The organism is Faecalicatena orotica (assembly GCF_905197545.1).
In the GTDB taxonomy this organism is placed as follows: Bacteria; Bacillota; Clostridia; order Lachnospirales; family Lachnospiraceae; genus Faecalicatena_A; species Faecalicatena_A orotica.
In genome coordinates, this window is the sequence record NZ_CAJJZH010000001.1 from 433,004 (window position 1) to 454,182 (window position 21,179).

24 protein-coding genes are annotated in these 21,179 nt (G+C 45.1%); 20 read left to right on the forward strand and 4 right to left on the reverse strand.

The genetic code is table 11. The features are described 5' to 3' along the window. Positions 1 to 11: 11 nt before the first annotated feature. The 3 genes from ABIN22_RS01860 to ABIN22_RS01870 all read right to left on the reverse strand — a co-directional run bounded on the left by ABIN22_RS01860 (position 12) and on the right by ABIN22_RS01870 (position 1,111). Complete coding sequence (locus ABIN22_RS01860) at positions 12 to 275, reverse strand: hypothetical protein (RefSeq protein ID WP_109729579.1); 264 nt, start codon at positions 273 to 275, stop codon at positions 12 to 14. Positions 276 to 287: 12 nt separating this feature from the next. Further along, entirely contained in the window at positions 288 to 674 is a 387-nt protein-coding gene (locus ABIN22_RS01865) for an SHOCT-like domain-containing protein (protein ID WP_109729578.1), read from the reverse strand. Positions 675 to 748: 74 nt separating this feature from the next. After that, positions 749 to 1,111, reverse strand: a complete 363-nt coding sequence (locus ABIN22_RS01870) for a DUF2089 domain-containing protein (protein WP_109729577.1) — start codon at positions 1,109 to 1,111, stop codon at positions 749 to 751. 359 nt (positions 1,112 to 1,470) lie between these two features. Here ABIN22_RS01870 and ABIN22_RS01875 point away from each other — a divergent pair, with 359 nt between their 5' ends. The 9 genes from ABIN22_RS01875 to ABIN22_RS01915 all read left to right on the forward strand — a co-directional run bounded on the left by ABIN22_RS01875 (position 1,471) and on the right by ABIN22_RS01915 (position 10,170). Beyond that, positions 1,471 to 1,959 carry a MarR family transcriptional regulator gene (locus tag ABIN22_RS01875; protein ID WP_118619289.1) on the forward strand — a complete coding sequence of 163 codons (489 nt, stop codon included), beginning with the start codon at positions 1,471 to 1,473 and terminating at the stop codon, positions 1,957 to 1,959. A 250-nt stretch (positions 1,960 to 2,209) separates the two neighbouring features. Continuing rightward, a complete protein-coding gene (locus tag ABIN22_RS01880; protein WP_182440625.1) occupies positions 2,210 to 3,397 on the forward strand; it encodes a MalY/PatB family protein in 1,188 nt (395 codons plus the stop codon). Positions 3,398 to 3,426: 29 nt separating this feature from the next. Further along, entirely contained in the window at positions 3,427 to 4,791 is a 1,365-nt protein-coding gene (locus tag ABIN22_RS01885) for an APC family permease (protein WP_346906239.1), read from the forward strand. Positions 4,792 to 4,901: 110 nt separating this feature from the next. After that, the gene (locus tag ABIN22_RS01890) at positions 4,902 to 5,438 is read left to right on the forward strand and encodes a methylated-DNA--[protein]-cysteine S-methyltransferase (protein ID WP_346906240.1); all 537 of its coding nucleotides are present in this window, start codon (positions 4,902 to 4,904) and stop codon (positions 5,436 to 5,438) included. A gap of 2 nt (positions 5,439 to 5,440) precedes the next feature. Further along, a complete protein-coding gene (locus tag ABIN22_RS01895) occupies positions 5,441 to 6,706 on the forward strand; it encodes a Y-family DNA polymerase (RefSeq protein ID WP_346906241.1) in 1,266 nt (421 codons plus the stop codon). Next, complete coding sequence (locus ABIN22_RS01900; protein ID WP_330405226.1) at positions 6,699 to 7,019, forward strand: YolD-like family protein; 321 nt, start codon at positions 6,699 to 6,701, stop codon at positions 7,017 to 7,019. The genes ABIN22_RS01895 and ABIN22_RS01900 overlap by 8 nt, the downstream gene beginning before the upstream one ends. A 15-nt stretch (positions 7,020 to 7,034) precedes the next feature. After that, the gene (locus ABIN22_RS01905; RefSeq protein WP_118619279.1) at positions 7,035 to 7,610 is read left to right on the forward strand and encodes a DNA-3-methyladenine glycosylase I; all 576 of its coding nucleotides are present in this window, start codon (positions 7,035 to 7,037) and stop codon (positions 7,608 to 7,610) included. Between the two features lie 36 nt (positions 7,611 to 7,646). Continuing rightward, positions 7,647 to 8,432 (forward strand): LytTR family transcriptional regulator DNA-binding domain-containing protein, encoded by a 786-nt coding sequence (locus ABIN22_RS01910; RefSeq protein ID WP_109729569.1) that lies wholly within the window; start codon positions 7,647 to 7,649, stop codon positions 8,430 to 8,432. Positions 8,433 to 8,610: 178 nt separating this feature from the next. Then, the gene (locus ABIN22_RS01915) at positions 8,611 to 10,170 is read left to right on the forward strand and encodes an SPFH domain-containing protein (RefSeq protein ID WP_109729568.1); all 1,560 of its coding nucleotides are present in this window, start codon (positions 8,611 to 8,613) and stop codon (positions 10,168 to 10,170) included. Positions 10,171 to 10,186: 16 nt separating this feature from the next. Here ABIN22_RS01915 and ABIN22_RS01920 read toward each other — a convergent pair whose 3' ends face one another. After that, positions 10,187 to 11,065 (reverse strand): LysR family transcriptional regulator, encoded by an 879-nt coding sequence (locus ABIN22_RS01920; protein ID WP_346906242.1) that lies wholly within the window; start codon positions 11,063 to 11,065, stop codon positions 10,187 to 10,189. A 159-nt stretch (positions 11,066 to 11,224) separates the two neighbouring features. Between ABIN22_RS01920 and ABIN22_RS01925 the strand changes: the two genes are divergently transcribed. The 11 genes from ABIN22_RS01925 (at position 11,225) to ABIN22_RS01975 (ending at position 21,168) form a co-directional block, all read left to right on the forward strand. Next, positions 11,225 to 12,703: a UbiD family decarboxylase gene (locus ABIN22_RS01925; RefSeq protein ID WP_346906243.1), complete on the forward strand. Its 1,479-nt coding sequence runs from the start codon at positions 11,225 to 11,227 to the stop codon at positions 12,701 to 12,703. After that, positions 12,696 to 13,268: a UbiX family flavin prenyltransferase gene (locus tag ABIN22_RS01930; RefSeq protein ID WP_346906244.1), complete on the forward strand. Its 573-nt coding sequence runs from the start codon at positions 12,696 to 12,698 to the stop codon at positions 13,266 to 13,268. The genes ABIN22_RS01925 and ABIN22_RS01930 overlap by 8 nt, the downstream gene beginning before the upstream one ends. After that, complete coding sequence (lpdD, locus tag ABIN22_RS01935) at positions 13,253 to 13,636, forward strand: prenylated flavin chaperone LpdD (protein ID WP_118619271.1); 384 nt, start codon at positions 13,253 to 13,255, stop codon at positions 13,634 to 13,636. The genes ABIN22_RS01930 and lpdD overlap by 16 nt, the downstream gene beginning before the upstream one ends. Positions 13,637 to 13,843: 207 nt before the next feature. Next, complete coding sequence (locus ABIN22_RS01940) at positions 13,844 to 14,701, forward strand: DUF5685 family protein (protein ID WP_346906245.1); 858 nt, start codon at positions 13,844 to 13,846, stop codon at positions 14,699 to 14,701. Beyond that, a complete protein-coding gene (locus ABIN22_RS01945) occupies positions 14,682 to 15,332 on the forward strand; it encodes a J domain-containing protein (RefSeq protein ID WP_118619269.1) in 651 nt (216 codons plus the stop codon). Before ABIN22_RS01940 ends, ABIN22_RS01945 begins: the two co-directional genes overlap by 20 nt. Next, positions 15,323 to 15,853: a hypothetical protein gene (locus ABIN22_RS01950; RefSeq protein WP_346906246.1), complete on the forward strand. Its 531-nt coding sequence runs from the start codon at positions 15,323 to 15,325 to the stop codon at positions 15,851 to 15,853. Before ABIN22_RS01945 ends, ABIN22_RS01950 begins: the two co-directional genes overlap by 10 nt. 219 nt (positions 15,854 to 16,072) lie before the next feature. After that, complete coding sequence (locus ABIN22_RS01955) at positions 16,073 to 16,678, forward strand: cytidylate kinase-like family protein (RefSeq protein ID WP_346906247.1); 606 nt, start codon at positions 16,073 to 16,075, stop codon at positions 16,676 to 16,678. 83 nt (positions 16,679 to 16,761) lie between these two features. Next, on the forward strand, positions 16,762 to 17,778 hold the full coding sequence (locus tag ABIN22_RS01960) for a Gfo/Idh/MocA family protein (RefSeq protein WP_346906248.1): 1,017 nt from the start codon (positions 16,762 to 16,764) through the stop codon (positions 17,776 to 17,778). A gap of 21 nt (positions 17,779 to 17,799) precedes the next feature. After that, complete coding sequence (locus tag ABIN22_RS01965; protein WP_346906249.1) at positions 17,800 to 18,720, forward strand: sugar phosphate isomerase/epimerase family protein; 921 nt, start codon at positions 17,800 to 17,802, stop codon at positions 18,718 to 18,720. Positions 18,721 to 18,756: 36 nt separating this feature from the next. Beyond that, positions 18,757 to 19,698, forward strand: coding sequence for a sugar phosphate isomerase/epimerase family protein (locus ABIN22_RS01970; protein WP_346906250.1), 942 nt, complete (start codon positions 18,757 to 18,759; stop codon positions 19,696 to 19,698). A 54-nt stretch (positions 19,699 to 19,752) separates the two neighbouring features. Continuing rightward, positions 19,753 to 21,168, forward strand: coding sequence for an MFS transporter (locus tag ABIN22_RS01975; RefSeq protein WP_118619257.1), 1,416 nt, complete (start codon positions 19,753 to 19,755; stop codon positions 21,166 to 21,168). Positions 21,169 to 21,179 lie beyond the last annotated feature (11 nt).

Here is a 21,179-nt window from a genome sequence, read left to right on the forward strand (position 1 = left end):
TCTCATACTTTCTATATTCGTATGGACACAAAGGTTCCGTCAGCAGCCTCCACATGAACCACCTCAAGCCCTTTATTCTCTTTAAGAATATCCTGACATTCTTCCAGAATCATCCGCACATTCTCTTTTGTAACCAAACCGGAATAAGGTTCGGGTATATTCCTATTCATTTCCAGAAAGACGTGTTCAGGGATCACCCTGATAACGAACCCGGCCATGCCGATGGGGACGGGAATGGATAAATGAAATCCCGTTGTCCTGATCTTTATCTTCATAACAGCATCCTCTTATTTGTCAACATATATCCGAACGGTTGTTCCGTCAGCGGCTTCCACATTGACGAAATCCCCGTCGGTTTCGTCTTCCAGACATTCGAGAATGGCATCCATCATAGCGGGCAGATCGAATCCCTCAAGATCCGCTTCCGGTATCGGGAGTTTCCCCGTTACTTTGAGAATCTTCTTAATCGCACCAACCGGGAACTGGACTTTCACTTTGTCTCCGGTCGTGCTGTCTACGATGATACGGAACATTTTCTTATCATACCCTGTTTTTGTGACTGCAGCCTGTGGTACGCTCAGTTCTGTGTTAATGGCAGACATAAGCTCTGCCCCCTGTTCCGCGGTAATCGTTCCATCCTCGATCATTTTTAAAATTCTTAATGTTTCATCCATATCAATTCTCCTTTTCATTTTAAAGATACCGCGGTATACCCGCGGTGAAGCTTTCATTTCCTTCTTAGATCACACTATTTCAACTGTGCGAGTGCCTCTTCAGCAGTTATCTCCTTATTTTCCAGAGCCCGGAGTATCTCCTCCTTCTTTTTTGACTTCTGGTCGGAGGATTCTGTCTCATAGCCCAGCTTCTTTATGACAGAATCCAGTCTGGAGCGGACGGTTGGGTAAGAGATACCCAGTTCCTTTTCCATCTCTTTGATATTGCCCCTGCACCGGATGAAAGTCTCTGTAAAATAGAGCTCCTCGTCGGACAGATAATCAAATTTGCTGAGTCTGAAATTATTCTCGATCACGGTTTCACAGGAATCGCATTTCAGCCTGACTACGGTCAGCTCGTTATTGCAGATGGGGCAGCGGCTGATGACTTTGTTCATATAATCACTCCCTTTCGATTGCTTCTACTAATAATATAACACAGATATTAAAAAAATCAATATATAAATTAAAGATTTTAATATAAATATTGAAAAAATTAATTTAATCATGAAAAATATAAAAATATATATTGTGTATATGGACATATCATAAGGGCAGAGCATTACTGTTCCCACCGTGCCGTGCACTTAGCTGCATTGCACCGGGGCCGATAAAGTGACAGAAATTTATCAGCTATTTATTGATTTCTATACTTTATAATTGTATACTTATAAAAGAATTGATGAGGCAGCAGTACGAAATCGACGCAGGAAGCCATTGAATGCAAGATTAAGCCGATAAAGGAGTAGAGTTAGACATGGAAGAAGACCGCTATAAGCTTTTTGAACAGCTATGGAATGCACAGGATGAGGCATATGATTTAATGTGTGAGTATGACACCCTTCCTCATCATTATGGAAATCATATATTGTTTCAGACAGAAGGCCATATTGTAGATTTGATTGCAGAACATCCCGGTATTACGGTAACTGAGCTGGGAATGATTTTGAAAAAGACAACAAGTGCGTGTTCACAGATCGTAAGGAAATTGCGTAGTAAAGGATATGTAGACCAGACGCGGAATGACCAGAATAACCGCATTTATAATTTGTGCCTTACTAAAAAGGGGGAAGAATTATACAAAGACCATGTAGAATTCAACCACTTATGCCAGCGGACCACCTATCATATGCTGGAGGACTTTTCAGAAGAAGAATTGCAGAATCATATAGCAGTTCAGAAAATGCTGAATGCTGCATACAGGGAAGATATTAAGCGTAGCCGCAATTATGATGTTTCAAAATAATGAGTTTTCTGGTGCAAGAGAATCCTGTTAACAGGATTTTTTCTTTGCATCAGGGGCTCTTTTTTTATGCTTGTTTTTGTGAAAATATAACAAAAATATGGTAAAAAACATAAATGTATTGACAATTTTAGACAGTGGTATTATATTAAAATAAAAGTTAAGCAGCTTAACAATTAAATAACTTTAATGTTATGCATAGTAATGCAGTGCAGAATCTGTAACTATGTATTTTACAACAGGAGGTATTCAGATGAAATTTGATTTCGACGAAATAATTGACCGGCGCGGTACAAACAGTATGGAATATGATGTCACGGATGAGTATATGGCAGAGTTTAATTGGGGGCCTGTTCCTGCCGATTTTATACCAATTGATGTTGCTGATATGGATTTCCGGTGTGCCCCGTGTATCAGGACAGCGCTCCAGAAAGTAGTAGATTTTAATCTTTATGGTTACTGCTTTACCCACCCCAGTCTGCACAATGGGTATTATGAAGCCATTATTGGCTGGTACGCCAGAAGACATGACTGGCATGTGAAAAGAGAGGAAATTTTATACAGTGCAGGGACGCTTACAGGAATTACTGCTGCAATTAAGGCGGTTTCTGGGTATGGTGACAGCATACTTGTCACACCCCCGGTATATACTCCGTTTTATTCAACCATCCGGAACGCAGACCGCAAGGTAGTGAAAAGCCATTTACTAGATAATGACGGATACTATACGGTTAACTGGGAGGATTTTGAAAAAAAGACGGCACTGGCAGAAGTGAAAGCTTTTCTATTATGCAGTCCGCATAATCCTGTCGGGCGTGTGTGGACAGCAGATGAATTAAAGCGGATATATGACATATGTACCAAAAATGATGTGGTCGTGATTGCTGACGAGATACACGGGGATATTGTACGCAGAGAAACAGTATTTACACCGATAGGAAAGATAACAGATGCACAAAACCTGATTGTGTGTGCAGGAGCAAGTAAATCGTTTAATCTTGCATCTTTGGAAGCAAGCCATCTGATTATAAAAGATAAAGCGCTAAGATGTAAAACTGCAGAACAGCTTCACTGTAACCCGACACCATTTGTTCTGGAGGCGGTGAAAGCAGCCTATAACGAAGGGGAAGAGTGGTTCGAACAGCTGCGGGAATATCTGGATGAAAATATTGATTTTGTCATCGCATTTTTAAAAGAAAATATGCCCGAAGTAAAGGTATGGAGGCCGGAAGGAACATATCTGCTGTGGATGGATTTTTCAGCTTATGGACTGTCAGATGATGAACTGTTAGACCGCTGTTATAATAAAGCAGGTGTTTTCGTGGAACAAGGAAGAGATTTTGATGAGGGAGGCTCACCAGGATATATCCGTGTCTGCACATCCATCCCCCGCATCCGTTTAGAAGAAGCATTTTCAAGAATCTGCAGTCAATTCAAGTAGAATTATTTCTATAAATAAGGAGGTATTTTATGAAATCCACAAAGCTGACAACATTGGAACTTTATAGTTATACGATTGGCGGCGTCATTGGTTCAGGTCTCTTTATCCTGCTTCCGATAGCGATAGGACTGGCTGGGAAAGGAGCCATTTTTGCAATGATTATGGGTGTGCTGCTGGCTTTCTTTGCACAACTCTTTAACTTTATTATAGCCTCGATGTTTCCTTTAAAAGGAGGGGATTACAGCCAGATGGCATTCCTTATGCCGCCTGTTGTTAGTGGAATTTACGGATTCCTCTGGCTGATTGCCTCACTGACTATGGCAGGATATGCAACATCCGCGATTTCCTATACGTCATCTGTCATTACTTCCGTACCTTCAGAGAGCAAACTGCTGTCAATTGGTATTATCACGCTGTTTTTTGGAATCAGCTATTTTGGTACGAAATTTGGGGGAAAAGTAGAGAGCGCTATGACGGTCATACTGTTAGGAGCTTTATTACTATTTGTAATAATGGGTCTTCCTAAGATAAATTTTTCAAAATATATAAGTGAGGGTGGCTTTTTTGACTGTGGTTTTTCAAATTTTGCGGCAGCCTGCAATATGTGCTTATATGCAGTACTTGGCTGTACATTAGTTCCGGTAAGTTTAAGCTCTGAATTGAAAAGACCTACGAGAGAAGCGCCAAAAGCCATGATTGGCTGCAGTCTGATTGTTTTGGTTATTTCTACATTGATTGTTTTCGTTGCAACGGGAGTACTTCCCATTGAGCAGGTTGCCAATAAGGATCTTTCTGTTGTAGCCCAGTATATTTTCCCGAAAGGTGTGTTTGTGGCATTTATACTGTGCGGGGCAGTACTGGCACTGCTGACTTCTTTATTTACATCGGTTACAACCTTCCGTTATCCGATCATGCAGATGGCAGATGAAGGATGGATCCCCCCTGTATTTAAAAAGAAAGCGAAGAATGGATGGCCGTACGTTTCCATGATTGCATTGTATCTTATTACATTGATTCCGATTATATTTGATATTTCATTTGATACAATAGTATCGCTGACGAATCTGGTATTTTACATTATTATTTTCTTTGCTGTTGTAAAGTGCATGGCTCTCCCTAAAAAATATCCGGAACCCTGGAAATGTTCTTTCCTGCACGCAATGCCGATTCCTGTTTACTACATATTTTGCAGCGTAGGTTTAATTGCCTGTGCATATATGATTTATGGTTCCTGTGCAGGACAAAGTTTTGGATTTATTATTGCTTCATTTGCGACAATTCTAATAGTTGCAGTTTACGTTATCTGGAGGCTGAAAATAAAGGCTGTGAGCATTGAATATCTTAAGTCACAAAAACAGAAGGTAATTGAAGAAGCGCTTTCTTATAAGGAATAAGTAAAAGTATGAATTTACCTGCCGTGGGGAAAATTGTCTGTCTGATTTTAAATAAGACCTTGAAAACGAACGAATGTTCTGGTAAAATGGAAGGCAAAAGGAGGGCGCCCATGTATTATTCAGCACACTATTCCTCACCGGCAGGCGGGATTACAATTGTATCTGACGGGGTGAATCTGTCAGGCCTGTGGCTGGACGGTCAGAAGTATTTTTATGGAACACTTAAGGAAGAACCAACGGAAAATGATAACATCCCGGTCCTGCAGTCTGCGAAAGACTGGCTTGACCGGTATTTTGCAGGAATGAAGCCCGGGATATCGAAGCTTCCTCTGGCTCCTGCCGGCAGTGAGTTCAGACAGGAAGTCTGGAAGATACTCTGTGAGATCCCATATGGGAGTGTCATGACTTATGGAGAAATTGCAGAGAGACTCGCTGTAAAGAAGGGACTTAGCCGCATGTCCGCCCAGGCTGTCGGGGGCGCAGTCGGGCACAACCCGATTTCCATTGTGATACCCTGCCACCGGGTAGTGGGGAGCGACGGAAGCCTGACCGGCTATGCAGGCGGAATAGAAAAAAAAGAAGCATTCCTGCGTCTGGAAGGGGTAGATCTAAGCCGGTATCACTGGCCTAAGAAAGGGCGGCAGTGAATATGACCGGAGATAAAGTCTATATCTGTATAGATCTGAAGTGCTTTTATGCATCCGTAGAATGTGTGGAGCGTGGTCTGGACCCGCTGGAGACGAATCTGGTAGTGGCAGACCCTGAAAGGTCGGAAAAGACGATCTGTCTGGCCGTTTCGCCGGCGATGAAAGAGCTGGGAGTACCCGGTAGATGCAGGGTTTTCCAGATTCCAAAGAACATCGAATATATCATGGCACCGCCGAGGATGCAGTTGTACATCGATTATTCTGCTGAAATCTATGCCATTTACCTGAAATATATAGAAAGTGCGGACATCCATGTGTATTCTGTGGACGAGGTTTTTATGGATGTGACCGACTATCTGTCAATGTACCAGATGACGGCAAAGGAGCTGGGTATGAGGATCATGCAGGACATCATGGACAGCACAGGGATTACTGCCACCTGCGGGATTGGCACGAACCTGTATCTGGCTAAGATTGCATTGGATATTACGGCGAAGCATGTGCCCGACCATATAGGCATCCTTGATGAAGCATCATACCGTGGGACACTGTGGACCCACAAACCGCTCAAAGATTTCTGGAGGATCGGTACAGGGACGGCCGTCCGTCTGGAGCGGGTGGGGATTACGACGATGGGAGAGATAGCCCGGGCAGATGAAGGGCTTCTCTATCAGCTATTCGGCATAGATGCGGAACTTCTGATCGACCATGCATGGGGACGGGAGCCAACGACGATAGCGGATATTAAGAATTACAAGGCAAAATCAAATTCCATATCCAGCGGGCAGGTATTGAGCCGGGATTATCATTATGAGGAAGGGAAACTCATTGTCAAGGAGATGGCAGAACTGCTCTGTCTGGAACTGGTGGATAAGGGGCTGGTTACGGATTCTCTCACGCTTCATGTTGGATACAGTAACCGGATAGAAAAGAAATCTGCGCACGGTACGATCTCCATGACGGTTACGACAAGCTCCGCCCGGCAGATCAGGTCGTATGCACTGAAGCTGTATGAAAGGATTGTAGACAGATTCACGGCAGTCCGCAGGGTATATCTCACATTCAATCATGTCATAGATGAGGCATACCAGCAGTATGACCTGTTTACAGACCCGGCTGGACTGGAAAGGGAACACCGCATGCAGCAGGCGATGCTTAATATCAAGGAAAAGTATGGTAAGAATGCGATATTAAAAGGCATGAATCTGATGGAAAATGGAACGACAATAGAACGTAACCGGCAGATCGGAGGACACCGCAGTGAATAGTAAAATGAGCAGGGAAGAGCGGGCAAAGCAGTTCATGCCGTTTGCGGCCTTAAAAGGTTATCCGGAGGCATTGAAGAAAAAAGAAAAAATTGTGGTCCCAAAGCGGGAACTGTCAGAAGAGTACCAGAAGGAACTGGATCAGAAACTCAGGCAGGTTCATAAAAATGATATCATAACAGTCATTTATTTTGCCAATCATGAGTATCTGAAGCTGACAGGGATGGTGTCAAGGATAGATGAGACAGCCAGACTTCTTAAAATTGTGAATACAAAGATCTCATTTGATGATTTGTATGATATTATAATCGAATGAAAGGATAACAGCAGTATGGATAATAAGACAAGATGTTCCTGGGCGGGAGATACTCCCATATACATAGACTACCATGATAATGAATGGGGACGGCCGGTTCATGACGACGCCAAATTGTTTGAGATGCTGATTCTGGAAAGTATGCAGGCAGGACTGTCGTGGATCACAATCCTGAAAAAAAGAGAGGCATTCCGTGAAGCATTCGATGGTTTTGACCCGGAGAAGGTTGCACATTACGGGGATGATAAGATTGAAGAGCTTATGTCGAACGAGAAAATCATAAGGAACCGGCGGAAGATATCAGCCGCTGTTAATAATGCGAATCTCTTTTTGAAGATTCAGGAGGAGTACGGAAGTTTTGATAAGTTTATATGGTCATATGTAGACGGCACTCCCGTGACCGGGCACTGGGATAATATAGAAGATTTGCCTGCGAACACCGCGCTTTCTGACCGGATAAGCAAGGACTTGAAAAAAATGGGATTTAAATTTCTGGGAACAACTATCGTATATTCATTCCTTCAGGCGACAGGTATCGTCAATGACCATATAAAAGACTGTTTCGTTTATGAGGAGGTAAAGCACAGCTGATCTTCAACGTTTCAGGGCAAACCGGAGGTGGCTTACATGGGAAAACAGCGTTATACTGAAAAGAATATTCTGGACAAATCGAGGGAGCTGATTCACGCATTTATGAACAAACAGCTTCTTCCTTTTGTTGAACTGCTGGATGAAGACTTTGTCTGGGTCGGGGATTATTCTTCACAATATATTCAGGGGCGTGACAAGTTTTTAAAAACGATAGAGTCGGAAGGGGAACTGCCGCCACTGGAGATTTCACAGGAGGAGTATGCTATGCTGACGCATGAGCGGCATACATGGGTGACTTATGGCAGATTTATAGTAACGAGCCGGGGAGCGGATGGCACATCATTATCCAGCGGGGTACATTTTACGTTCGTCTGGAAGCAGGAGAAAGAAGATCTGCATCTGCTTCACGCCAATGCCTGCCATATTCAGAATGAACAGGCGCCGCAGGACCAGACACCGCAGGCAAGAGTGTTTGACCGCGTGAATACAGAAATCCTTTCCGGTGGGAAGATGGAAAAGATCAGGATAAAGGACTTAAATGGCAATATCCATTTTTTCTTTCCCGGTGAAATCATATATATGAAATCGGATGATAAGATTACTACCATTTCTACAGAGACGGATTCCATTACTGCCAGGGTAACGCTGAATGAGATGGAACACCCCCATTTCGTCCGTATCCACAACAGCTATCTCGTGAATATCCGTTATATCCGGGAAATCTGCCGGTATAAGGCGACTTTGAGTGACGGAACACAGCTCCCCATCGGGCAGACGCGCTATAAGGAGATTCAAAAACGAATTTCCGGAAAATTAACATAATCTACTATTTAAAGCAGTGCTATTTATGGTACAATAAAGCATAATAAATTCTCACGATAAGGAGGGCGGGAAGGCGGCTGGGAAGGCCGCAAAAGCGAACAGGCACCAGTCAAGATTGGTATACAGACGGCCGGAACAGGGGCCGGTAATGTGCCACAATATGAGGAGGAAGAGACACATGTTCTACATAGGAGATTTCATAGGCATCATCATAGCTGTCATTGTCGTTGCATTACTTTTAATTTTCATCGTCTGCGGATATGTAAAAGCTCCGCCGGACACGGCATTTATCATTTCCGGATTCAAAAAAGACCCTAAGATTCTGATTGGGCGGGCGGGGATTCGCATTCCGTTTCTGCAGAGGCTGGATAAGCTTTCACTAAAGCAGGTAACCATTGATATCAAGACAGAAGGATATATTCCGACGCTGGACTTTATCAATATTCAGGTTGATGCCGTGGCAAAAGTGCGTGTCAGCACGGAGCCGGAGATGATTAAGCTTGCGATGACGAACTTCCTGAATAAAAAGTCAGAAGAGATCATCATGGATCTGCAGGATTCCCTTCAGGGTAACATGAGGGAGATTATCGGTACAATGGATTTAAAAACAATCTGCAATAACAGGGATGAGTTTGGTAATCAGGTGCAGGGCAAGGCGATGGTTGATATGCGCAAGCTTGGTATTGAGATTATTTCCTGTAATATCCAGAACGTAGAAGATGAGAGCGGACTGATCAATGATATGGGTATGGATAATACCGCGAAGATCAAAAAGGATGCTGCCATTGCAAAAGCTGAATCTGAGAGAGATATTGCGATGGCTAAGGCAGATGCTGATAAGATGGCCAATGAACGTCAGATTGCGTCCCAGACCGAGATTGCCCAGCGTGAGAATGAACTCGCGATCAAGAAAGCAGAGTTGAAAAAAGACGCCGACATCAAGCAGGCAGAGGCGGATGCTGCATACCGCATTCAGGAAGAACAGCAGCGTAAGGAAATCGAGATCACGACTGCGAATGCCAACATCGCCCGCCAGGAACGCGAGGTAGAGCTGAAAGCCCGTGAGGTAGAAGTAAAAGAAAAGGCACTGGAAGCAGAGATTAAGAAAGAAGCTGAAGCGAAGAAGTTTGAACAGCAGCAGCGTTCTGATGCGGAACTGTACCGCAGACAGAAAGATGCAGAAGCGAGACAGTTTGAGATGGAACGCGAAGCCGCTGCTAAGAAGATCCAGGCCGAAGCCGACAAGTATGCTCTGGAGCAGGAGTCAATTGCCAAAAAAGCACAGGCGGAAGCTGAGAAGTACAGGATGGTACAAGAGGCTGAAGGTGTGCAGGCAAAGGGAGAAGCGGAAGCTAAGGCAATACGTGCCAAAGGACTTGCAGAGGCTGAATCAATGGAGAAAAAGGCGGATGCTTACCAGAAGTACAATAAAGCTGCTATGGCAGAAATGCTGATTAAGGTATTGCCGGATATCGCATCCAGCATTGCCGAGCCGCTGAAACAGATCGATAAGATCACGATCATCGGAGGAAGCGGCGAAGGCAGTGGCATGGATGCTGTCGCAGGCAATGTACCGATTGTCATGAAGAAGCTGATTGAAAGCATGAAAGAGACAACCGGTATTGATCTTGGAGATGTAATCAAGGCAGAGACACTTGAAGCCAGAACAGACAGGAACGTACATATAACTGGTATCCCGGATATTGATTTGCCGGATGGAAAATCAGAGACGGAATAGAAATCTGAAACCAATTTTATTCTATATTTTTACATAAGTAAGAGATGAACTCTTTGGCAGCTCGTGCAGAGCTGCCATTTTTTTTCATGGCGGCAGCGACAGGAAGCTGTACAGGGGGGGTCAGGGGAAGGGCAGCAACATTCTGATGGCGGAAAACCTCAAAATTACTCATAGGGAGGAGGCTGATGCCCTCATTCGCGGCGACGGCCCCGATTATAGATTCTGCACGTGCATTACGGATGATATTTGCAGAGATGCCATATTTTTTAAATTCTTCCATACACAGGTGAAATACGGAAGTGTATCTGTTCATCAAAAGAAAGTCCTCGCAGGCAAGTTCAGGAAGACTGACAGAGGAAGAGTGTGCATATCTGTGGGAGGAGGGGAGTACTGCGGCCAGTTCGTCGTGTACCAGTATGGAGGTCTCGCAGGAACACTGGCGCAGCAGAGGCTCTCTCGCAATGATGAGATCATATTTTCCTGCATTGAATCCGTTGATTAATTCCACTTCTTCCACTTCGTCGATTTCGAGATGAATCTGGCTGTGTATCTCTGAATACTTTTTTATAAGGGGGATCAGACGGTAATGGGACAGGATGGGCAGTGTTCCAATATGCAGTTCACTGTCACAGTTTTCTCTGAAGCATTTAAGTCCGAAAAGTGTCTGCCGGTACTGTTTTGTAAGCTGCAGAGCTTCCTGGTAAAAGAACTGCCCTGCTTCTGTCAGAGAGCAGCTTCGCCTGCTTCTGTCAAGCAGTGTGATGTCCAGTTCTTTTTCCAGCTTCATGATCTGTTTGGACAGGGAAGACTGGGAGATATGCAACGTTTCTGCCGCATCAAAAAAGGTGTTTTCTTCGGCTGCGGCAATAAAATATTTTAACTGGTCAAATGTCATAGGGATTTCCTCTCTTTTATTTATTCCATATTGGAAACAATTATACCATAAGTTGAATTGATTGCGTAGTATTCAAAGGGTAAAATTATGTTAATATCGCTATTGTATCTGTTTTAAGGATGTGAATTATGGCGAGAAGGAAGGAGAAAGTGAAAGAAAATGGCTGAGAAAATAAAAGATTTGCGCAGTGCGCTGGACATGCTGGGAAACATGCCCGGACAGCTTATTGAGACGGATGTTGAGGTGGATCCCAGAGCGGAATTGTCAGGAGTGTACCGGTATGTCGGTGCAGGTGGAACAGTAATGCGTCCGACAAAAGAGGGACCGGCTATGATATTTAATCATGTAAAAGGACACCCCGGGGCAAGGGTTGCAATCGGCGTACTTGCCAGCAGAAAGAGAGTGGCGGCCCTTTTGGATACTAAGCCTCAGGAGTTAGGAAAGCTGCTGTGGAAGAGTGTTGATCATCCGGTTCCGCCTGTACTGGCAGAAGGCCCGGCACTGTGTCAGGAGGTAGTACATCTGGCAGAAGATCCCGGTTTTGATCTGGCAGAATTAGTACCGGCACCGACAAACACGCCGGATGATGCAGGTCCGTATATCACGCTCGGCATGTGTTATGCATCGCATCCTGATACGAAAGAGAGTGATGTGACAATCCACCGGCTCTGTATTCAGGGAAAGGATGAACTCTCGATTTTCTTTACACCCGGAGCCAGACATATCGGGGCGATGGCTGAACGGGCGGAAGAACTGGGACAGAGGCTGCCGATTTCGATTAGTATCGGCGTAGATCCGGCTATTGAGATTGGATCATGCTTTGAACCGCCTACAACTCCGATGGGGTATGATGAGCTGGCCGTTGCAGGTGCCCTCAGAGGTGAGTCTGTTGAGCTTTGTCCATGTGTGACTGTGGATGAAAAGGCAATCGCAAATGCGGAGTACGTGATTGAGGGAGAGGTGGTTCCCAACGTCCGGGTCAGAGAGGACCAGAACAGTAATACCGGCTATGCAATGCCTGAGTTTCCGGGTTATACAGGTCCGGCGAGCAGGGAGTGCCGGCTGATTAAGGTGACTGCTGTCACACATCGGATACATCCGATTATGCAGACATGTATCGGACCAAGTGAAGAACATGTTTCAATGGCAGGAATCCCGACGGAAGCCAGCATTTACGGTATGGTAGAGAAAGCAATGCCGGGGAGGCTGAAGAATGTTTACTGCACTTCTGCAGGCGGCGGGAAATACATGGCAGTCCTCCAGTTTGAGAAAAGGGCGGCAAGTGATGAAGGGAGACAGAGGCAGGCGGCGCTTTTAGCGTTTTCTGCATTCAGTGAACTCAAGCATATATTCCTTGTTGATGAGGATGTCGACTGCTTTGACATGAATGATGTATTGTGGGCCATGAATACAAGATTTCAGGGAGACCGTGACATCATTACGATTCCGGGAGTCAGGTGCCATCCGCTGGATCCGTCGAATTCTCCATCCTATTCTTCCAGTATTCTGGATCAGGGAATTGCCTGCAAGACTATTTTTGACTGTACCGTGCCATTTTCACAGAAAGAGCGGTTTGTGCGGGCCCGTTTTCTGGATGTAGATGCACAAAAGTGGACAGGAGCAGATTTTTATGGATAAAAAAAGAATCATAGTTGCTGCGACCGGCGCGAGCGGGCTTCCTATTCTGGTACAGTGCCTGAAACTAATCCGCGGACAATCACAGTACGAGTCATGGTTAATCATGAGCGAAAGCGCTAAAATAACGCTGGCACAGGAGACAGACTATACAGTACATGAAGTTACAGATTTGGCGGACTATGTGCTGGGGCAAGAGCAGATTGGCGCAGGGCCGGCCAGTGGTTCCTTCCAGACGGAGGGAATGCTCATCGTGCCCTGCAGTATGAAGACAATTGCGGGTATCCACAGCGGTTATGCGGATAACCTGATTCTGAGAGCCGCCGATGTAACAATCAAGGAGCAGCGCCCCCTTGTTCTGGCCGCCAGAGAGACCCCGCTAAGCCCGATACACTTAAGGAACCTGTCAGAGCTGTCCATGCTGCCCGGAGTCAGAATCATCCCCCCGATGATGACATTTTATCATCGGCCGGAAAATATTCAGGATATGATATACCATACAGCAGCAAAACTATTAGAACCATTTAAAATAGAAGCAAAGGAGTATCGAAGATGGATGGGGATATAACATACGAAAAAGAACTGCCGTTTGCAAAAATAACAGTTCGAATCACAAAAATCGGAGAAGATTACAGCATCCTGCTGGCAGGTGGCACAAAACCACATATTGGATGCACCGTGCTTACCGTCCCCCGTCCGTCGCTGACTGGGGACGGCAGCATAAGCGTAACCTCCTCGGTACTGAATCTGACAGGACATAAAGACGAGAAAATCTGCCGTTACCTTGCAGAGCAGACGGCTAAATTGAAAAATGCGGCAGTCGTATGTACAGGCGGATTCCATATGGATGACATTACAGAGGTACAGATAAAAGAAGTTATAAAGGCAGTAGAAGAAATTATGAGCCAATCAAAGGAGGCAGGCCGGCGGGGCTAAAGCCCGTCCGTTACTGTTCACACCCTGCGGGCGTGCACAGTAACGCTAGTCCACCAATTTCCGATTTTGTTTACCCGCACACCTTTGCAACATGATATTTTGATGTTATAATAACTAGACGTGCAGTGAAGTAAACCTGTACAATTGATACCGGTAAACCGTGAAAGGAAGACAGTGTATTTTCCATATACATTGTTCAGGAGATTTATGTTTGGTTATATAACGATTAGTGAACCTGAGCTTAAGGTCAAGGACTTGAGAAAATATAAGGCATATTATTGTGGTCTGTGCAGGACCTTAAAGGAACGGTATGGGAGTCTGGGGCAGCTGACGCTGTCATATGATATGACGTTTTCTGTGATTCTGCTTACTTCCCTGTATGAAAGTGAGACTCAGCATTCTACTCACCGCTGTAAAGTGCACCCTGTGAAGAAGCAGGATATGCTTCAGAATGAGTTTACAGAGTATGCGGCAGATATGAATATGATCCTGACTTACTATCATATGAAGGATGACTGGATAGATGAGAAGAAAGTTAGCGGCTTTGCGGGAACTTATGCCCTGCGCGGCAGGGTAAAGAAAATCATCAGGAATTATCCAAGGCAGAGCTGTGTGATCCAGAAGGAATTAAAGGAGCTGTCTGAATATGAAAAAGAAGGTTCTGCAGATATAGATAAGACAGCCGGCTGTTTTGGCCGCCTGATGGCGGAGCTTTTTGTATATAAGGAAGACCAGTGGGAGCAGAGGCTGCGCAGGATGGGATTTTTCCTGGGTAAGTTCATCTATCTTATGGATGCCTATGAGGACCTGGACAAGGACCTGAAGGAGGGCTGCTACAATCCCCTGAAGGAATTACGGCAGAAAGAAGATTATGAGGAGCGCTGCAAAGAGATGCTGTGTATGATGATTGCAGAATGCAGTGCACAGTTTGAAGGACTTCCATGCCTTTTGGATGTAGACATTCTGAGAAATATATTATATGATGGTGTGTGGACCCGATATCGAAAGATTCAGGAACAAAAGAAGAAAAGTGAGGACAAGAGTCATGACGAAAAATCCATATGATGTTCTGGGGGTGCCCCAGAATGCATCGGATGATGAGATAAAGAAAGCATACAGAGACCTGACAAGGAAATATCATCCAGATGCGAATGTGAATAATCCGCTGGCTGATCTGGCGGAGGAGAAGTTCAAAGAGGTGCAGGAAGCATACGACGTTATTATGAAAGAAAGAGAGAATGGCGGATATAACGGCGGCTACAATTACGGCAGGGGCGCCGGCAGCTACCAGCAGAGCAGTTACAGTGGGGGAGGACAACAGGATGTAGAGATGCAGGCTGTTTACAATTTCATTAATTCCAGACGCTTTAATGACGCCCTTAATCTTTTGAACCGCATGCCGAACAGGAATGCACAGTGGTATTATCTGAGTGCGGCAGCGAATGCAGGAATGGGGAATAATGTCCTGGCCAGAGACCATGCGGGCCAGGCTGTGAATATGGAACCCAATAATCCGCAGTACCGCCAGCTGCTGAACCAGCTCGACTGGAACAGCAGGAGATACCAGAATAATCCTTATGGCGGAGGCTACGGTTCAGGCAATCAGTCTTGCGGCACGGGAAACCTGTGCTGTGACCTCTGGTGTGCAGATTCATTATGTGAATGTATGGGAGGAGATCTTTGTTCATGCATGTAAATGCGAAAAAGATGGCTTTCGGCGGGCTGCTGCTCGCACTGACAATCGTCTGTATGGTACTGGGGAGCGTCATTGAGTCCAATACGCTGTTTTTACTGGCGGCCGCTTCTTATTTTGTAGGAATATTCATACGTGAGGCCGGTATGAGGACAGGAGGAGCCTTCTATCTGGCTGCCGTCCTGCTTGGATTTATGGTAGCACCGAATAAGCTGTACGTAGTTTCTTTTGCCGCGATGGGATTTTATATTTTAGCTGTAGAAGTGAGCTACTATTATATCGGGAAGATCAAAAGAAATGTGAACAGGAAGTTACTGTTCTGGGCGGTGAAATATGTCATATTTAATCTGATGTATATTCCCATCCTCTTCTTTTTCCAGAAGCTGTTGTTCGGTAGAAGTCTGTCTGCCGTGTGGCTGGCCGGAATCATTGCAGCGGGCCAGGCCGGATTATGGATATACGACCGCGCATATGAGTATGTGCAGGGATATATATGGAATAAGATGCGTGGGCGGCTCTTTTAGAAAAAGGATACTTTACAGAGGGACATCAGGAAAAAGATATTATAAATACAGGGCATCATGATTCGGTTAAATCATGATGCCCTGTTTTAGTTGGTAATTATTCACAATAATTTCACTACAGATTAGGTAAAAATGGCAATAGACAATATTTTGAAAAGAGAGTATAGTAAAAACAAGTTAAGAGCACGAGCTCTTTAAAGGCAGAAAGGAGAGGTGAGTTTGTTAAAGAATACAATCATATCAATCAGCCGCCAATATGGAAGCGGTGGAAAAGAACTCAGTGATATCCTGGCAGAAAAGATGAAGGTAAGATGTTACGACCGGCAGATCCTATACCTGGCAGCTCAGGAAATAGGGGCAGAATCCGTAGATATTGACTCTGTGAACAAGCTGGCTTATGACAGAGGGAACATCGGTCTGGGCGGTATCACAGGTGTTATGGGAATGGGGAATATCCCGGTTTATAACCAGATGTTTCTGGAACAGGCCCGAATCATACAGAAACTTGCAATGCAGGGGTCCTGTGTATTTCTGGGGAGATGTTCAGATTATGTACTGAAAGAGTATGAGAACCACTATTCCTTTTTCATCTATGCGGACAGGGAATTTAAGGAAAAGAGAGCAAAGGAACTGTATGGCAGTGCGACAGTGGAGGAACTGGAAAAGGAAGACAAAAACAGAGCTGAGTATTATCAGTATTATACAGGGCTGAAATGGGGCGACTGCAATAATTATGATATGATGCTCAATACGAGCAGAATCAGTCTTGAGGATGCGGCAGAGTTAATTTTAGCATATGTAGAGAAGAGGCAGAAGGATGATTAGAAGTCCATTTTTTATGCACATTAAAGAGCACGAGCTCTTTTAAATGAAATATATTTCACACATATTATAAGGAGGAAACAAAGATGAGTAATCAGGAATTAAGAGTTGGAGTAGTAGGAGTCGGTGCAATCGGAAGGACGCACATTGAAAGAATTAACGGACAGCTGCAGGGAGCAAAGGTGACTGCATGTGCGGACGTAAATGTAGAATTTGGGAAAACAGTAGCTGAAAAGTATGGCTGTAAATTCTATGCAGACGGAGAAGAAATGATTGCATCCGATGATATTGATGCAGTTATCGTAACAACCATTGACCCCTTCCATGAAAAGTATGTTATGGCAGCAATCAAAGCCGGGAAGTATGTATTTTGTGAAAAGCCGCTTGCACCGGAAGCGGAGGCCTGCAGACGGATTGTGGATGCGGAGATCGCAGGGGGAAAGCAGCTTGTTCAGGTCGGATTCATGAGAAGATATGATCCGGGATACCGTCAGTTAAAAGAAGCCATCCAGAATCGTACATATGGTGAGCCACTGATGCTTCACTGTGCACACAGGAACCCGGCTGTAGATGAAAGCTACACAACACCGATGGCAGTGGAAAACTCCATGATCCACGAGATAGATGTGCTCAGATGGCTGCTGGATGAAGATTATGCGACGGCAGAGGTCGTATTTGCGAAGAACACAAGGCGTACACATAAGGACCTGATGGACCCGCAGATCATGATCCTGACAACAAAATCCGGAGTAAGGATTGATGTGGAAGCATTTGTCAATACAGGACACTGCTATGATATCAAATGTGAGGTCTGCTGTGAGGATGCCATCCTGAATCTTCCGGAACCGGCTAACATCCAGGTATGTGCAAATGCACAGCGCGGACACGCAATCCACAGTGACTGGTCTACACGTTTTGTTGAGGCATATAACGTAGAGGTACAGGAATGGATCAATGCAACAAAAGAAGGAAGAGTTGACGGGCCGACTGCATGGGACGGCTATGTTGGTCAGGTAACGGCTGCTGCAGCTTCTAAAGCAAGAGACACACAGACAGTTGTTCAGATCGAGATGGAGCCGACACCGGATTTCTATCAGAAATAATCGAAACAGGAGGTATAGAGCATGAAAATAGCATTTGACGTAGACGTTTTGGCAAAACAGTCCATGGATATCAACTGGATGGTCCACCAGGCAGCGGACTGGGGGTATAAATATATCGAACAGTCCCCACACCCGAGGATCAACCCATTTTACAAACATCCGCTTTTCTCGAAGGAGTGCGAGATGGAATATAAAAAAGCATTGAGAGAAACAGGTGTTGAAATCTCATCCTTTATTGTTGTTTACCGCTGGTCAGGCCCGACCGAGGAGCAGAGGCAGTTTGCCGTAGCCAATTGGAAAAGGATGATACAGATTGCAGGAGACATGGGGGTGAAGGTCATTAACACCGAGCTTTCAGGAGACCCGAACCAGCAGGAGATCTGTAACGGGATGTGGTTTAAGTCAATGGAGGAACTACTTCCGCTCATTGAAAAAGAAGGAATCCGCGTAGAGATTCAGTCCCATCCGTATGATTTCTGTGAATTAAATAATGAGACCTGTGATATGGTGAAGTCTTTCCGCTCACCGAATCTGGGATATGTATATTCAGCGCCACATGGTTTCTTCTATGATGAGGGAAAAGGAGATGTACGCTCCATGCTGAAGTATGCGGGAGATGAGTTGACACATGTTTTATTTGCAGATACCTTTAACCAGACAATGGACTGCCGCTATATTGCCAATCCTCCGTGGCTCAACGGACGCGGAAAGGCGGATGTGACGATCCACCAGCATCTGGCAATGGGTGAGGGAGATGTAGACTTTGACGGTATCTTCGAGACACTCAGGGAAATGGATTTTGCCGGAAAGCAGATGAAGCAGGATGCACCAAAAGCAGGCGGGGACAATATCGCATGCGTATCCATGTTTGGCTTTCCCGAAAAAATGGCAAAGCAGGCGCCGGAAGCAAGAGAGAGAATTGAAAAAGAATTAATAAAATAGAAGAAATTGTTCGTGAAAAATAGGGAGGAAATGAATATGAAGTTAGCACTTTGTACAGATGTATTAGGAGATTTGTCATTTACAGATATGCTTGACCGGGTGAAATCACTGGGGATCAATGCAGTAGAAATGACAGCAGGCGGATGGGGCGGCTGTAAGCATGTACCGACGAAGGAACTGCTTGAGGATGAAGGGAAATTAAAGGCATACAAGGCAGAGCTTGAAAAAAGGGGAATGGAAATTGCAGCACTGAACTGCTCCGGCAACCCGCTCTGTCCGGGAGAGATGGGAGAACTTCATACGAAGACGATCTATGATACTGCAGTACTGGCAGGAAAACTGGGTGTGAAGAAATTAGTCATGATGTCAGGGCTCCCGGCAGGTGCATCCGGAGATAAGACTCCGAACTGGTTCACATCAACCGTTTCATGGCCAGATTACATGGTGGAGAGCGTACGTTACCAGTGGGAAGATGTTGCGATCCCGTGGTGGAAGAAATTCGCAGGGCACTGTAAGGAAAACGGTGTAGAGCAGATTGCGATTGAAGAATTCCCATGCCAGCTCGTACATAACCCGGAGACACTTTGGAAACTCCGCAATGCAGTAGATCCGATAATCGGTATGAATATGGATCCTTCCCACCTGATGGTCATGGGGGCAGACCCGATTGCCGGCTTAAGAAATCTGGAAGGTGCAATCTACCATATTCATGGAAAGGATGCTAGAATAGAAAGAGGATTATGTGATATCAATGGACTGACAGAGACAAAGCCTGTCACAGATTCAAAGAACCGGACATGGAATTATGTGGCAGTCGGATGCGGAAAAGACCTCCAGTGGTGGAAAGAATTTTTTTCAGTAGCACATATGATGGGATATGATGGATATGTATCCCTCGAGATGGAAGACCTGACAATGGGCACAGAGGCTGGTCTGGCTACGTCAATCGACGCACTTAATCAGACAATCAGTAAATAAAATGTTCATGGTTTTGAACAGATATATAAATGGAAAGAAAAGAGAGGTACACAAATGAATCTGAATGGTTTTAATAAACTGGTCCAGAAAGACCGTGTAACCGGTTTTGAAAAATTTGCGTACGGGTGTGGTGAAATCTCAACCAACATTGTATTTACGATTGCTACCAGCCTGTTAGTCATGTTTTATACAGATGTTGCACATGTGTCCGCGGCGATCATAGGTATGATTATAGCTGTATCACAGGTGTTCAACGGGGTCTCAGATATCGCGGCAGGTTTTATCGTAGACCGGACACGCTCCAAGTACGGGCGTGCCCGTGTCTGGATGCTGCGGATGTCAATCCCTTATGCAATTGCGGCAATCCTTCTGATCACCGTTCCGCAGGTTGGCCGGATGGCGCAGACAATCTACATTTTTATTACATATAACCTGATGCTGACAGTAGTCTATACTCTGTTCCAGCTGCCCTTCGCAACCACGATGACTTATATGACACGTGACCAGAATGAACGTGCCAAGATCAATATCATCCGTATGGCAATGAGCCCGATCGGTAACATTCTGGTAACCCTTTTGTTCACGCGTATTTTAAATGTAATGCCGGGCGGCGGAATGGATTCCCAGAGAAACTGGGTGATTCTGACTGCAATCTATGCATTCGGTGCAGCGGCACTGATGCTGTTCTGCTTTGCAACTGTCAGAGAACGTGTGGAAGTTCATGATGAAGCCGGCGGCGAGAAGCTTCCGCTGAAAAAAGCAATTCCGGCTTTGTTTAAGAATAAATATTTTATCATGCTGTTTTTATTCTTTGTATTTTTTGCAATGTACCAGACTTTTGCCGGGACAATGGCCACCTATTACTGCAAATGGATCGTGGGTGACACAAACATCATCGGAAACGTAAACACGGCATGTTTTGGAATCACAATTTTTGCAACACTTCTGCTTGGAAAAGTTATGCATCTGATGAGTAAGCGCAACTGGTGCATACTCGGGGCGTGCTTTATCATCGCAGGTTCCCTGATCCTGCTGATCAGTCCGGAGAGTGTGGCCCTTGTTACATTCGGCGGTCTCTTAAGAGGTATCGGTATGACTCCGATTCTGGGAATGATCTTCACCATGATCGCAGACGCGATCGAGTATGGACAGTGGAAGACCGGCCTGCGTACTGCTGGGGCAATCCAGTCTGCAACCACTTCCGGCCAGAAATTCGGACAGGGGATCGGATCGGCCCTGATTGGATTTATCATGGAGGCAAATGAGTATAACGGAAATCTGGCTGCACAGTCCCCGCAGGCAATTCAGACGATTGAAAATCTGTTTGTATATGGAGTGACCATACTCGGCGTTATCATGATCGTGATTCTGCTCTTCTATAAGCTGGATAAAGAATACCCGGCTATTATTAAGGAACTTTTGGAACGCGAGGCAAAACAAATCAAGACGAAACAGGTGGAATCAGAATAAATAAGACTTTG

Coding starts and splice junctions, on each gene's coding strand:
- ABIN22_RS01925 (WP_346906243.1), top strand. CDS start 11,225: ATGGCTGAGAAAATAAAAGATTTGCGCAGTGCGCTGGACATGCTGGGA.
- ABIN22_RS01890 (WP_346906240.1), top strand. CDS start 4,902: ATGTATTATTCAGCACACTATTCCTCACCGGCAGGCGGGATTACAATT.
- ABIN22_RS01945 (WP_118619269.1), top strand. CDS start 14,682: ATGACGAAAAATCCATATGATGTTCTGGGGGTGCCCCAGAATGCATCG.
- ABIN22_RS01960 (WP_346906248.1), top strand. CDS start 16,762: ATGAGTAATCAGGAATTAAGAGTTGGAGTAGTAGGAGTCGGTGCAATC.
- ABIN22_RS01910 (WP_109729569.1), top strand. CDS start 7,647: ATGGGAAAACAGCGTTATACTGAAAAGAATATTCTGGACAAATCGAGG.
- lpdD (WP_118619271.1), top strand. CDS start 13,253: ATGGATGGGGATATAACATACGAAAAAGAACTGCCGTTTGCAAAAATA.
- ABIN22_RS01940 (WP_346906245.1), top strand. CDS start 13,844: ATGTTTGGTTATATAACGATTAGTGAACCTGAGCTTAAGGTCAAGGAC.
- ABIN22_RS01905 (WP_118619279.1), top strand. CDS start 7,035: ATGGATAATAAGACAAGATGTTCCTGGGCGGGAGATACTCCCATATAC.
- ABIN22_RS01965 (WP_346906249.1), top strand. CDS start 17,800: ATGAAAATAGCATTTGACGTAGACGTTTTGGCAAAACAGTCCATGGAT.
- ABIN22_RS01875 (WP_118619289.1), top strand. CDS start 1,471: ATGGAAGAAGACCGCTATAAGCTTTTTGAACAGCTATGGAATGCACAG.
- ABIN22_RS01860 (WP_109729579.1), bottom strand. CDS start 275: ATGAAGATAAAGATCAGGACAACGGGATTTCATTTATCCATTCCCGTC.
- ABIN22_RS01975 (WP_118619257.1), top strand. CDS start 19,753: ATGAATCTGAATGGTTTTAATAAACTGGTCCAGAAAGACCGTGTAACC.
- ABIN22_RS01915 (WP_109729568.1), top strand. CDS start 8,611: ATGTTCTACATAGGAGATTTCATAGGCATCATCATAGCTGTCATTGTC.
- ABIN22_RS01870 (WP_109729577.1), bottom strand. CDS start 1,111: ATGAACAAAGTCATCAGCCGCTGCCCCATCTGCAATAACGAGCTGACC.
- ABIN22_RS01920 (WP_346906242.1), bottom strand. CDS start 11,065: ATGACATTTGACCAGTTAAAATATTTTATTGCCGCAGCCGAAGAAAAC.
- ABIN22_RS01880 (WP_182440625.1), top strand. CDS start 2,210: ATGAAATTTGATTTCGACGAAATAATTGACCGGCGCGGTACAAACAGT.
- ABIN22_RS01865 (WP_109729578.1), bottom strand. CDS start 674: ATGGATGAAACATTAAGAATTTTAAAAATGATCGAGGATGGAACGATT.
- ABIN22_RS01895 (WP_346906241.1), top strand. CDS start 5,441: ATGACCGGAGATAAAGTCTATATCTGTATAGATCTGAAGTGCTTTTAT.
- ABIN22_RS01885 (WP_346906239.1), top strand. CDS start 3,427: ATGAAATCCACAAAGCTGACAACATTGGAACTTTATAGTTATACGATT.
- ABIN22_RS01970 (WP_346906250.1), top strand. CDS start 18,757: ATGAAGTTAGCACTTTGTACAGATGTATTAGGAGATTTGTCATTTACA.
- ABIN22_RS01930 (WP_346906244.1), top strand. CDS start 12,696: ATGGATAAAAAAAGAATCATAGTTGCTGCGACCGGCGCGAGCGGGCTT.
- ABIN22_RS01950 (WP_346906246.1), top strand. CDS start 15,323: ATGCATGTAAATGCGAAAAAGATGGCTTTCGGCGGGCTGCTGCTCGCA.